The sequence below is a fragment of the Actinobaculum suis genome (genome assembly GCF_900618115.1).
Classification (GTDB): Bacteria; Actinomycetota; Actinomycetes; order Actinomycetales; family Actinomycetaceae; genus Actinobaculum; species Actinobaculum suis.
Genome location: NZ_UYIO01000001.1, coordinates 531167 through 544467, shown reverse-complemented (window position 1 = coordinate 544467; position 13301 = coordinate 531167). Strand labels below are relative to the sequence as shown.

General features: G+C 59.2%; 9 protein-coding genes and 1 pseudogene. 3 read left to right on the top strand and 7 right to left on the bottom strand.

Annotated elements, in window-relative coordinates:
- Window positions 1-165: 165 nt before the first annotated feature.
- The 7 genes and pseudogenes from H8274_RS02190 to H8274_RS02160 form a co-directional block, all read right to left on the bottom strand.
- Window positions 166-933 (bottom strand): C40 family peptidase, encoded by a 768-nt coding sequence (locus H8274_RS02190; protein WP_185933707.1) that lies wholly within the window; start codon window positions 931-933, stop codon window positions 166-168.
- A 968-nt stretch (window positions 934-1901) separates the two neighbouring features.
- A pseudogene (locus tag H8274_RS09685) lies at window positions 1902-2321 on the bottom strand (metal-dependent transcriptional regulator); the annotation flags it as partial.
- Entirely contained in the window at window positions 2314-3888 is a 1575-nt protein-coding gene (locus H8274_RS02180) for an MFS transporter (protein ID WP_185933705.1), read from the bottom strand. The pseudogene H8274_RS09685 and the gene H8274_RS02180, both read right to left, overlap by 8 nt.
- Window positions 3889-4392: 504 nt before the next feature.
- A complete protein-coding gene (locus H8274_RS02175; protein ID WP_185933704.1) occupies window positions 4393-5889 on the bottom strand; it encodes an NCS2 family permease in 1497 nt (498 codons plus the stop codon).
- 529 nt (window positions 5890-6418) lie between these two features.
- On the bottom strand, window positions 6419-7768 hold the full coding sequence (gene manA, locus H8274_RS02170; protein ID WP_185933703.1) for a mannose-6-phosphate isomerase, class I: 1350 nt from the start codon (window positions 7766-7768) through the stop codon (window positions 6419-6421).
- Window positions 7769-7771: 3 nt separating this feature from the next.
- On the bottom strand, window positions 7772-8698 hold the full coding sequence (locus H8274_RS02165) for a DUF3027 domain-containing protein (protein ID WP_185933702.1): 927 nt from the start codon (window positions 8696-8698) through the stop codon (window positions 7772-7774).
- Complete coding sequence (locus H8274_RS02160; protein WP_049619140.1) at window positions 8691-9068, bottom strand: cold-shock protein; 378 nt, start codon at window positions 9066-9068, stop codon at window positions 8691-8693. The genes H8274_RS02165 and H8274_RS02160 overlap by 8 nt, the downstream gene beginning before the upstream one ends.
- A 239-nt stretch (window positions 9069-9307) precedes the next feature.
- Here H8274_RS02160 and H8274_RS02155 point away from each other — a divergent pair, with 239 nt between their 5' ends.
- The 3 genes from H8274_RS02155 (at window position 9308) to H8274_RS02145 (ending at window position 13291) form a co-directional block, all read left to right on the top strand.
- On the top strand, window positions 9308-11320 hold the full coding sequence (locus H8274_RS02155; RefSeq protein WP_185933701.1) for a TPM domain-containing protein: 2013 nt from the start codon (window positions 9308-9310) through the stop codon (window positions 11318-11320).
- 222 nt (window positions 11321-11542) lie between these two features.
- Window positions 11543-12298 (top strand): PspA/IM30 family protein, encoded by a 756-nt coding sequence (locus H8274_RS02150; protein ID WP_074661529.1) that lies wholly within the window; start codon window positions 11543-11545, stop codon window positions 12296-12298.
- A 222-nt stretch (window positions 12299-12520) separates the two neighbouring features.
- Window positions 12521-13291: a response regulator transcription factor gene (locus H8274_RS02145; RefSeq protein ID WP_049619137.1), complete on the top strand. Its 771-nt coding sequence runs from the start codon at window positions 12521-12523 to the stop codon at window positions 13289-13291.
- Window positions 13292-13301 lie beyond the last annotated feature (10 nt).

Here is a 13301-nt window from a genome sequence, read left to right as displayed (position 1 = left end):
AAGCATTGCCGAACCGCGGCCGGGCATAAAAAAACAGCAGGTGAGCCCGCAAGCTCACCTGCTGTTTGAGTGCTAGGCGGATGCCCGGCACCGAAATATTTTTCGCGCTAGCGCGAGGAGTATTGAAATTCCCGGAGTGGAGAAAAAGTTTTTAGTTCGTGTTGTTTAGAACACGCGGATAACGGTGGGCGTACCTACCCAAGAATCCGGACCGACCGTGGTTCCCATGGACGGGTTCCAGGCGGCTACGTTCTTGCCATTGCCGAGCGAAATCGCTACGTGACCCGGCCAGTAGAGAATATCTCCCGGCTGTACATCCGAGTAGGCAACCTGCCGACCTGCCGACAGTACGGAGGCCGGAGTGCTTCCGATGGAAACTCCGTGCTGGGCATATACCCAACGCACGAAGCCAATGCAGTCCCAACCCGAAGGAGTGGTGCCACCCCAGCGGTAGGGAGAACCAGCGTAGGCCAGAGCCGTTCCGGTAACGGAAGAGCCCGAACCGCTGACCGCCGCGCGCGGCGTTACATCTTCTTCATCAGCGGCGGTAGCTGCCTGCGTGGAAGTGCCACGCGTTGCCGTTTCCGTGGTGGTTTGTGCTTCTGCGGCTGGCGCAGCTACTTCAACCTCGGGGGCCGCTTCCACGCTGAAGGCGTCCGCAATCGCTTGCGTATCGCCTACTTCGATCTGTTCGATCTTCCACTGTGCATCTGCCGGGGCCGTTACTGCTTCCGTAGCAACTGCCTCGTTATTAGCGTGCGGGTTAGATACCGCCTTTAGAGGGGTTGCCTTTGCATCCTGGGTATCCGCAGTGGCAGCCGGAATCAAGGAACCGGTGACAGTGCCGAAAGCGAGAGCGGCAATAACACCGCGCCCTGCAGAAGAATTGAGAATCCCAGTCTTAGCCTCGCGATACGCATGGCTTCCCGACATAAAAGAACTCCTTGGTGAACCTTCAAAACTCGAAACCAGAGAGAGCGCGCTCTCCGGATATAAGAAGAGAGTACCTAGCTTTCTCCGAAATGTCACGTTTCGATAACAGAGCGCTACGCCACTTTCTTCGCAAACTATTAAATCAATCCCTAGAACTGGCGAGAATCCGCCAGTTTCCGAGGCACGGCACCATCGCTACCGCACTGGTCCGCAAATCACAAAGTTCACGAGAAGTTACGATCTGGTTACGTTTTTTGTGACTGGGGGCATACAGTTCGCAGTTTGCGGCAGCTGCCAGAAACAGTGACCTTTCCGGCCGCTATGCCTCTTTAAGCGCCGCGTATACATTACCCGAAAGTCCGCCGCCGCGCGCCCCAATTTCTGGCGCGGCCTGTTAGTCTGCTCACCGCACAGCCGCATGCCCCGCGAGCCTAGACCTGTAACTGCAGGTGCTTTTGCATCCACTCTGTAAGCTCTAACGACCCTTTGGCACTCTGCGCAATAACGTGGCCATCTGCGCCGGCAGCTTCTGTTACTCCCGCACTTGCTTGGGGTGCTGTGCTCTGTTCCCCGCAGTGGGCACATTCGGCTGCGGTGGCGGCGTCAATAATGCGGATTTGCTGCCCGGGCATTACTCCGGCTTCGCGCAAAGCCAGCAAAACCTCCGGCTCAGTTTGCAGGGTTTCGCCAATCCGGGCCAGCGTTACCGTATCGCTTTGCGCACACTCTGTACTCGCGGTGCTATCCGTACTCACGGTGCTATCCGGGTGCGGTGCCTTAGCGGCCTGGCCGGCGCCAACCGAGGTTTCGCTGCGGTCTGCGGGGCCGCGCGCCGGCGTCTTTCCACCTTCTGACGCACCACTGCTTTGGTTTGCTGCCTGCGCGGCGCGGCGGTCGGCGAGATATTTTTCTACCGAGACCAGGCCGGCCGGGCGGGCCGCATTTTCGCCTGGGCCCAGTACATCTGCTGCCGGGATGGGGTTGCCGAAGGGATCGCGACTGGCGTCTTTCACAATCTGCGCGATCCGGGCTTCCAGTTCTTCACTCATTACGTGCTCCCAGCGGCATGCTTCCAGATGCACATGCTCCCAGGGCAGGCCGATCACGTCTACCAATAGCCGTTCTGCTAAGCGGTGCTTGCGCATCACGGAAGTAGCCCGGGCACGCCCCCGCGCGGTGAGCCGAATAACCCGCTGTTTATCTACAACCAAGAAACCATCCCGCTCCAGGCGGGCAGTGGTTTCCGAAACCGTAGGTTTGGACTGGTTGAGCCTTTCCACAAGCCGTGCCCGTATGGGGACGATCCCCTCTTCTTCTAACTCGTAGATGCACTTGAGGTACATCTCGCGGGTATCGACGAGACCTTCCCCTTCTGGCCGACTACTCATCTATTTCACCCTCCGTTTTCCGGGATTTTGGCGCTGCGTCTTCGCTTGCGCTTCCGGCATCGCAGGTACCTGCCGCGGCACTTTCCTCCGTGATGCCCATCCCGTTCACATTATCCATGTTTTCTGGAATTTCTACAGTTTTCTTTTTCGATGCTTTTTCTGCCGCGTGTTCTGCTTGCTGGCTCGCAGCCCTTTCGCGCCCCAGTTCTGGCCCGGCCTTTTCTGCCGGGGCTGCTTCTTCTGCCGGGGCCGACGCCGTGGTGGCTGCCTCTTCTTCTGCTTGCTCTTGTTCGTGCTCTAGCGGGCCAAGAATTTCAAGGTGCAGGGGTTCGCGGATGCGGTAGTGGATTTCCACGTCCCACTTGTGGCGGCCCCAGATGAGTGCGCCCACAACAGCAACGGCGCACCCAATAGCACCCATGCCCACGCCCCAGCGGGCGCCAAAGCCATCCGAAATCCACCCGGTGAGCAGAGCCCCTACCGGGACTACGCCTTGCACCACGGTCTGGTACAGGGAAACCACGCGGCCGCGCATATCCGGAGCGGTAGACATCTGCACGGCGGTATTAGCCGCCGTGAGCATCACGATCATGAAGTACCCAACGGGAATCAGCGTGACCGTGTAGAGCCAGAAGCTAGGCGCTAAGGCATTAATCGCCATGGCTATGGCCAGGCCGCACCCCGCGCCAACGACCGAGCGCACGCGTGGCTGGGCGGTGCGCCGAGCTCCGTGTAGTGCACCGCTGAGCGAACCGATGGCGAGGACGGATCCCACTACCCCAAATTCGCCGGCGCCCTTATCGAAAACGGAGGTAGACATAGCCGCCGTCGTCAAATTGTTGTTCATGGCAGTGCAGGAAGCGATACCCACCACCACGAAAATCAGCATGAGATCGGAACGGCGCCGCAAATACTTGAGGCCGTGCACGATCCCTTCCACGGTCCCTTCCTTCTGTTCGGACTGCGGAGCCGGATGAAATTCTTTGGGCCGCATGAGCAAGAGCGCTACCAGAGTGGCCAAGAACATGGCGCCATTGATAACGAAAACCCACCCGGTGCCAACCGCGGCAATGAGCGCGCCGGCCAGGGCCGGGCCAATCAGGCGGGCAATATTGAAGGACATCGAATTCAGCCCGATAGCGTTCGGGAGCGAACGCGGCGGTACCAACTCCGAAATAAAGGTGAGGCGCGGCGGTGAATCAAAAGCTGCCACGATCCCCAAAATGAAGGCGAAAAGGCACACATTTCCCAGATTGGCCGTGCCGGTAAGTATCAGGGCTGCCAAACCGAAAGCGGAAAGCATTTGACCCAGCTGGGTAACGAACACGATTTTGCGTTTATCGAACCGGTCTGCCAAAGAGCCGGCCACCGGCATCACAAAAATAACGGGCACGAACTGCAGGGCGGTAATAAGACCTACTGCGGAGGCGCTATTATCGGTGAGATCGTTGATAACAAGCCAGTTTTGCGCAATTCTTTGCATCCACGTACCCGTGTTTGCAATCAAAGCCGCAAAGAACCAAACTCGATAATTGTAGAATTTCAGGCTGGCGAATGTACGCCCCAAGAGTGCTCAGCTCCCCGCGATTATCAGTAATAAATATTGCCTTCTGGCGCCGTCTTGCGACAGAACGGTTTTATATTGTACGACAGTTCTGGGACACCTGTCTCTGTCTTATTGATCGCTACCCTTCGCTGCGAACGTGCCGAATCAGCAGCGGCAATACCGGCGGGGTGCAGTAGCGACGCCGGTTCGCAGCGACGCCGGTTCGCAGCGACGCCAGTTCGCAGCTGGCTGCTTTACCCTGCTACAGTCTGCCGCGCCCGGCAAAATAGGTTGCGGGGAGGCACGGCCACCGCCCCTCCTTGCTATTAGCTATTAGCTACTTGCTTTTAGCTATTAGTCAGGCCGTGTAGCCGTACCTCCCCGCGGGAGTTACCTATGGAATTATGTGCGCGCCGCCAGCCGGCACGCGCCCGGATTTAGCTTGTTCTACAGCTTCCAAACAAGCGCTTAGATTCCAAACAGGCGCTTAGACTCCGAACCGGCGCTTAGATTCAGAACAAGCATTTAGATTCCGAGCAATCTTTGCAGCGGATCTAGCAGGAAGTAGATCACGAAGAGTACCGCGGAAACCCACATGAGCGGCTTAATCTGCCGTGCCTTGCCCATGAATACGGCCATGAGCACGTAGAAGATGAAGCCCACGCCAATGCCCACGGTAACCGAGTAGGCAAAGGGCATGAACACGATGGTCATGAAGGCCGGTACGGCTTCTAGGCGATCTTCCCAGTTGATTTCGATAACGCCGTCGAGCATGAGCAGACCCACCGCGACCAGGGAAGGTGCCGCCGCTTCGGAGGGCACCAAGGTGACCAACGGGGCGAAGAACATGGAGAGAAGGAAGAGCACGCCCGTAGTGATCGAGGCGAGGCCGGTACGCGCACCATCAGCCACGCCGGTGGTGGATTCCACGAAGGATGTGTTCGAGGAGACGCCGCCCATACCGCCGGCCAGGGCGGAAAGCGAGTCAATGAGGAGCACGCGCGAGGTACCTTCGGGTTGCCCTTCTTCGTCCAAGAGGTTACCTTCCCGGCCCACTGCCACCATGGTTCCCATGGTGTCGAAGAAGTCGGCGAGCATTACGGAGAAGGTGAGGACGACGACGGCGATAACCCCGATCTTTTGGAACGGGCCCACGATGGAGAATTCGCCGAGGGTGGCAAAGTCGGGGATTTGTATCGGGCTTCCGGAAAGTACCGGAGCGCTACCCGACCAGCCGGTCACTACGCCGTCGGCACGCAATCCCGGGCGGGCCACCTGTTCCACGATAACGGCGAGCACGGTAGAAGTTACAATGCCGATCAGCAAGGCCCCGGAAACTTTCCGGGCGATGCACACGAAGGTTACGAGCAGGCCGATTACGAATACGAGGAAGGGCCAGGAAGATACGGAACCGTTAATTCCGAAGTTGAGGATGGTGCCGCCTTCTGCGTTTCCGGAAACGATGCCGGCATTGGTGAGGCCAACGAGCGTAATGAACAGGCCCAGGCCCACCGAAATGGCGGTGCGCAAGAACTTGGGAACCGCCCGGAAAATAGCTTCCCGCAGGCCGGTGAGCACGAGCAGGGTGATCACAATACCTTCGAGGACGATAATGCCCATGCCGTCTGCCCAGGTCATACCCGGAATCTGCACGATTACGGCGCCCACCAAAGTATTCAATCCCAGCCCGGCAGCCATGGCCATGGGGAAGTTCGCCACCGCCCCCATGAGGATTGTCATTACTCCGGCAACGAGGGCGGTGCCGGCCGCAATTGCCGGCATATTCGGTTCTGTGCCTCCACCCAGGTACATGCCGGTAGAATCCGGCCCGGAAAGAATAATCGGGTTGAGGACGAGGATATAAACCATGGCGACGAAAGTTACGAGGCCGCCACGAAGTTCACGCGCTACGGTTGAGCCGCGCTCCTTCACTTTGAAATAGCCGAGAATCCCGCTCGATTTGGTAGGTGCGGATGATGCATCGGGCGCGGACGTGTTTTCAACCTGCGTTTTAGCAGTCAATGTATTCTCCTTATACGCGTTTCTAACGCGGAGCGCCTAGGCGCCTGGCCCGGCCGTACGTGGCGTGGTTGCGCGCCGCGGGCCCGGCCCCGTACCGGCTGAGGTGCTGCTTGCGCCTTACGAACGACGGCGAAAGCCAACGCCGGTACGAGAAATTGCCTCTGACTGGACTAATTCTCTCCGTCTGCCCGCGCAGAAGCAACGCAAATCTCGCCATTTGGATATTCGGAGCGAGATTCGTCTCGCCATTCGAGACGCACCGAGAGTTTTCCGCGACATTTCGCGGTTTTGCCTCCACTGTGAGTTTCCTCCCGGCCTGCCAGTTTTAGGGTCCCGCCCTGTTGGTTGCCCGGCCACCCATTTTTAGGGTTCCGCCCTGCTGGTCGCCCCACCTGCGGAGAACGGATCATGAACCCCGGGGTGAGCGGCGGCCAAGCTTACTGGTCGCCCCACCTGCGGAGAACGGATGCGGGGATTGGATGCGAGGGTCGGATGCGGCGGTCGGTGCGGCAGCTGCCAATGCTCGCGCTTAGGGCACGCTGGCTACCACGAGTTCGCCAAACCCGCGCACGCGGAGTTGGCCTTCGGCGTCGGGCACAAAAATTGCTTGACCGGTGTTGAGCATTTCGCTTCCGGCGTCGGTAGTTAGTTGCGCCGCGCCTTCGAGGCAAAGGACGGTACGCGGACCGCGGGCACGTAACGCTTCGGTGGCGGTGGCGTCACGTAAACGGACCACGGAAAGTTCGAAATCGTCTACCGGGGCATAGAAGGTTGATACCGCGGCAGACATCCGTTCCGGGGCGATCCGAATCGGCGGGGCGGCAACGGTGTCCATAATGCGCAGTAGCTCGGGCACGTCCACGTGTTTGTGGGTGAGCCCGGCGCGCAACACGTTATCGGAGGAGGCCATAATTTCTATCGCTGTGCCAGATAGATATGCGTGCACGGTTCCGGCGGGTACGAACACGGATTCGCCGGGCCGCAAGCTGAGCGGGTTGAGCAGGAGGGAGGCGATTACGCCGGGGTCTTCTGGGTAACGCTCGGCGAGCATGCCCACGATGCGGTCGGCGCGGGGGCTGGGGCTTTCTCCCCGGGCAAGCCGGGCCGCGCAGGCCTCAACTACCGCTTGGATTTGCTCACTATCGGGCCGAGTTTCGGCTGAAAGTAGCCACGAGAAAACCGTGCCTATACCTTCTTCCATGAGCTCTAACATGCGCGCGGAAAGTTCGGTATTCAGGCCGGAAAGTACGCCGGCAATGCGCCGGCTAGTGCGAAATCCGGCGAGCGCTTCAAAAGGCGTGAGGGCGTAGGCCAGTTCCGGTTTATGGTTTGTATCCCGATAGTTTCTTTCCGGGGCATTGCGCGCAATACCGGCGGCATCTTCTCGGGCAAAACCGAAGCGTGCCTGTTCTAAAGAAGGATGCACTTGCAAAGAAAGAGGCTGTTCGGGCGCAATAATTTTGAGCAGGTACGGCAATTCGCTGCTGTGCCGGGCCACTTCCGGGCCCAGCGCGGCTACTGGATCGCGGGCAATATATTCCCGCAAGGATAAATCTGTAGGCGCGGTGGCGCTATTGTTACTCGCTTCGCGTTCGTTGCGCGCATCGCGGCCGCGGTTTCTCCAGTGGGTTAGCCGCCGGCGGCGGCGCTGTGTGTTAGCTTCCAAACGGTGATCGGCCTGCGGAGATTTTGGGTAGAGCTGGGCTGGATCAAATAGCGGGGTATCCGCGCTGCCACCTACCGTGGCCGAATCGTCTGGGTGGGCCCCAAACCAGAGTTCCGCAACTGGGATTTGCGCGGGCGCATAGCCAAATAAAGCCGGAATTGCCTGCGTGCCACCCCAGTCATAGGCACGCGCACGGCCCTGCAGCCGTAACACGCGTCAGTCCTCCGATTCTTGCCCGGCCAGATAGCGGCGCCCGCGTGAACCGCGCCGCACCACTCGCCGCCGCGAACTTGCCAAACTTGGGAACAGTTCGGGATGTGCAGCGCGCGTTGCCCGCGGCGAATCCGTGCCCGCGGCCCCTGCTTCGCTAGTTTTCGTGCCGCGCGTTTTCCTGCCGCGCGATTCCTCGCGCGCAGAACCCTTCCGCGTAGATTCCTCGCGTGCAGAAACTTTCCGCGCAATATCCTTCCGAGAAGAACCCTGCCGTGTCGAGTCTGTGCGCCCCGATTCCGCGCGTGCTGATTCTGTACGCCCTGATTCCGTGCGCGGCGTCCCTGATTCTGTACGCTCTGATTCCGTGCGCGCCGAGTCCGTGCGCGAGATGCACTCCCGCCTGCGCGTCTTTTCTTTTGCCGGCTCGGTGCCGTCTACCTGCCCGGCTTCGGCAGCGCGGGCTTGCTGGGCGCGCCGCTCCCGCCGCGCTTCACGTTCGCGGCGTTCGTATTCAGCTGCGGCCTCTTCCTGGTTGCGCTTTTCAGCTTCGATGGCTTCCATACGGTCTGCCCAGGGAACCCAGCGCGGGGCCAGCATGGCCTTTTCGCCCGGCACCATTTCGTATTCACTAATGGTCACGCGCCGCGAGCGCGGGGCCCGGGCTATGGTGACTGCCCAATACCAGCCCTGGTAGCCGGGGTGTTCGCATTTGAAATAGTGCGTGAGTACGCGTTCTTCTTCCAGAATCAGGCCAGCGTGGGCCCCCACATACCGTTCCGGGATCTCATTTTTGAGGAATTCTTGCGCAGTTTCACTCGCGCGTACGAGCAACCGCTCCCCCTCGCAGTCTGCTTGCGGGTAAACGCGGTCTGGTTGTTCCGGAGTTATAACTGCCGCTTGTGCCACGGCTTCTAGTTTGAGATCAGCCATCAAATTCATCGGCGAGGGCACGCAGTGCGCGGGCCAGCCGCCGGCCTCCTTCCGGGTAGCGTCCGCGCCGCAGCTGCCCAGATACCGAATCGAGCAGACGAATCAGATCTTCTACTACCGGCACCATGTCTTCTGGGGGACGCCTATTAATATGCGCGAGGGATTCCACCGGTTCCACTATTTCTACCGTGAGGGCCTCCGGGCCGCGCCGCGTATCAGCCACCGAATAGTCAACTCGTGTGCCGCGCTTGATGCGCTTCACCCCCGCGGGGAGAGCATCGGCAGGCAGATATACTGACACACCGTCATCACCGTCGATGAACCCGAACCCCTTCTTCTCGTCGAAGAACTTGACCTTACCGGTTGGCAATTTACACTCGCTTTCTAGGAAAAACCGCCCGGCCGGCGGCCGCGCGGAAGCACCGCCCTAGTATAGCGCGAGCCCTGCGTAGGCTACAGTTGCCCCGCTGACACACCTTTCACTACGCGCGCGGCGCACTTGTTGCCGCGACCTTGGGTTGCTGCCGCCTGGAGATTACCGCTGCCTTGGGCTTACCGCTGCCTGGTTTGCCGCTACCCTGGGCTTGCCACTTCCGGTAGTTTTGAGGCATGAGATTCCGACGCCGGAAAGAAACGCAGAAGGCCGCGCGCCACCCCGAAAAAGTCGCGCGGCAAAAGAACACCAGAGTGTGGCATCCGCGCGGTAGGCGGGCCATCGGGTTAGCTCTGGCCACGCTGTGTGCGGGCGTAGCTACCTTATTTCCGGCCGGCCCTGCCCGAGCTGAAGAACCGCTAAAACAAATTTCTGCGGTCACCGATACCGCGCAGGTACTTACCAAGAACGAAGCGGCGGATCTGCGCACCCAGCTCAACGAGCTGGCGGCAAATACCGGCCAAACCGTGCGCTTTGTTTTCGTGGATGTTTTTGATGGTGCCGGTGCGGAGGATTGGGCCCGCAAAACCCATGATCTTTCCGGCCAGGCGAAAGATGCCACGGTGATTGCGGTTGCTACCCAGGCCGGCCAGGTTTCGGTGGGCTACGGGCCTCAGTCTTTCACTGCCGAAGAAGTGCGGGATGCTTTTGACTCCTCGGCCATGAACGCTTTGCGGGAAGGTAACTGGGCGGAAGCGGCCGAGCGGGCCATCCAAAATCTGGAAGCCGAATACGCCAATCAACACGATTTCAACCCGGCCCCGTGGATTATTGTGTTCCTGCTGGTGGGCGCTGGCGCGGTGGTCGGCGTCGTTATTTACCGGAAACGTAAACACCAGGAAAGTGAGCAGCTGGATGCGCTTGCCAAGCGGGCTTCCGGGCAGCTTTTAGCGGCCGACGACGCCGTACGCGATGCCAGCGCGGAAGCAGAGTTTGCGAAGGCCGAATTTGGGGAGGCGCAGGCCGCCCAGTTTGCGGAGGCATTCCAACAGGCACGGGCTTTGCTGGCGCAAGCTTTTGAGATTCGCCGGCAATTGGATGATGACGAACCGGAAACTCCCGCGCAAGCTCGGGACATGCACAACCAGATCCTCGCTTTGAGCGGGCAAGCCCAACAGTTGGTAGACCAACAAAACGCGCGACTGCGCGAGCTGCGCGATCTGGCACAAAACGTGGAGCGGCGGCTTAGCAAATTGGCTGCTTCCTGCCAGGACTTGCGCGCAGGTTTGCCGGCTGCGGGGCAACAATTAGATACCCTCACGCAGCGGTACGGTCCGGAAGCGATGCAGACTTTGCGAACCTTGCAAACCGAAATTCCGGGGCTACTCGAAGCTTGCGAAAAAGCGATCCGGGAAGGGCAAGAGCATGTGCAGGCCGGGGAACGTAACCAGGCGGTACCGTTTGCGCGGATCGCGGAAGAAGCTTTGACGCCGGCGCAGGAAAAGTATCAGAAGATTTCGCACGCCCAAGATTCCTTCACGCAAGCCGAAAACGAACTGGTGGAACGGCTGAAATCGATTTATGCCGATATTGCGGATGCGGATCGTTTGGGTAGCGACGATGCTCATATCCAGGCTGAAAAAGAGGCCGCCCAGCAAGTCGTGGGCACTTATAACCGGCACGGGGCTGATCCTTTCGCGGGAATTGCGGCGCTCACCGAGGCGGAAGCCGCTTTGGATGAGGCGCTAGTGCAAGTGCGCACCGAAGAAGAAAACCGGCATCGTATGGTGGCCACGGCCGGCCGTTTGCGGGAAAAGGCGGGGGCTGCGGTGGCCGCAGCGGAAGACTATATAAACCAGTACCGGCGGCTGGTTAGTAGCCCTGCCCGCACTGCTCTCAACTCTGCCCAGCGGGAATTAGCGCACGGGCAGGCCTGCGAAAACAGTGACCCCGAAACGGCGGTTTCCCGGTACCGGCAAGCTGATTCTTTAGCGCAACAGGCTTTGCATCGCGCCCAAACCGACGTCAATTCCGGTTGGGATGACTATCAAGACCGGCGCGGCGGGCACAGCGGCGGCGGAGACTGGGGCAATTTCTTGGCCGGCGTGATTATTGGCGGCCTAACTTCAGGCAACCGCGGCGGCTGGGGCGGTAGCTGGGGCGGCTGGAGCGGCGGTTCCGGCGGAAGTTCCGGTGGGAGTTCTGGCGGTAGTTCCGGCGGCGCAAAGGGAGGAGGTTTCTCCTTCTAAAGTTTTGGGCGACGGCCGGTACCAAGCTGGGTTACACCCGGCTGCGCTACAGCTCTCGCCGGCAGGCAAAAAAACAACTAAAAGCCCTGCATAAGGATGCAATACCACCCCGGTTTTCAGTAACGTAAGAACATAGAAACGCGGCGCTCCGGCGCAAGTATATTTCCGGCGCTCCGGCGCAAAATAGTTTTTCGGCGCGTGGGCGCGGAAGGAAGGACAATAATGGCGGAGAAGCAAACGATTTTGGGGCGGATTAGCCAGCTCGCCAAAGCGAATATCAACGCTTTGCTCGACCGGGCGGAAGATCCCCAAAAGATGTTGGATCAAATGGTGCGGGACTACACCAACTCGATTGCGGAAGCCGAAGACGCCGTGGCCGTAACCATTGGCAATCTGCGGCTATCCGAAGCTGACTATAAGGAAGACCTACGCACTGCCCAAGACTGGGGTAACAAGGCAGCCGCTTCGGTAGCCAAGGCCAATGAGATGCGCGGGCGCGGGGATGCGGAAGGCGCGGCCCATTGGGATAACCTCGCCAAGGTTGCTTTGGGCAAGCAGATCGAGTTTGAAAAAGAAGCCAAAGAGGCCGAACCGCTTATTACCAGCCAGCAACAAGTAGTAGAACAGCTCAAGAGCGGGCTCATCCAGATGAAGGAGAAGCTCAACGAGCTGAAGAACAAGCGTGATTCCCTGGTGGCGCGCCAAAAGAGCGCTGCTGCCCAGGCACGTGTACAAGACGCGATCAGCTCGATCAACGTGCTCGATCCAACCTCGGAACTCTCCCGCTTCGAAGAACGCGTGCGCCGAGACGAAGCCCTGGCCGCGGGTAAGGCGGAAGTGGCTAGCCTTTCCCTGGCCGATCAGTTTGCCGAGTTGGAAGATCATTCCAACGACGCCGAAATCGAAGCGCGTTTGGCCGCCCTCAAAAGCGGCAGTGCACCCGAACAAATCGAAGGCAAAGATTTCACCTCTTACTAAAGCACGCTAAAGCACCACTAAGGAACTGCTACAGCGCGGTGCTAGCGGCCGGCATGGGCAGCTGGTTCCCGCCGGCCGCCTACTGCCCGCGCTAATAGCAGCGCTGCTGCTAACTTACAGATTCGCCCCGGTTCGCGCCGATTTTCCGGCCCGCACCGGGGCAATCCCTTTCCCAGTAAACGTCCAGAAAACTCCCAGAATTCACGCGTTCAATGTCTAAGTATGAGTGCTCAGAGCAATATTAGAAACGAAGAAAAAGAACCGGAAGCCACGATCCTCGTCGTCGACGATGAACCATCCTTGCGCGAACTGCTTTCCGCCTCCCTGCATTTCGCCGGATTTGAGGTACTCACGGCGGCAGACGGGCAAGAAGCCCTGGCCCACCAGCAAAACCAGTCAATTGACCTGGTAGTTCTTGACATTATGATGCCCGGCATGGACGGCTTTGAAGTACTGCGCCGCATGCGGGAACGCGATTCGGACCTGCCCGTACTTTTCCTGACCGCGCGTGATGACGTGAAGGATAAAGTACAGGGCCTCACAATCGGCGGCGATGATTACATCACCAAGCCTTTCTCTTTGGAAGAAGTGGTAGCGCGGATCCGGGCGGTATTGCGCCGCTCCAACCCGGAAGAAGCGGATTCGCCGGTGTTACGCTATCTAGATCTGGAACTGAACGAAGATTCTTACGAGGTGCGGCGTGCCGGGCGGGAAGTGGAACTTTCCCCCACCGAGTTCAAACTTTTGCGCTACCTCATGATCAACGCCGAACGTGTGGTCTCCAAGAGCCAGATTCTGGATCACGTTTGGGATTACAACTGGCAGGGTGAAATCTCCATCGTCGAATCCTATATTTCCTATTTGCGGCGCAAGATCGATTCTCCGGAAAACCTGGGGATCACTGATCCGGAAGAAGCGAAAAAAATCGTCCCGCTAATTCACACGCGGCGTGGTATCGGCTACGTCCTCCGCGGTAACAAAACCTCGAAGTAGGTGAAGCCCG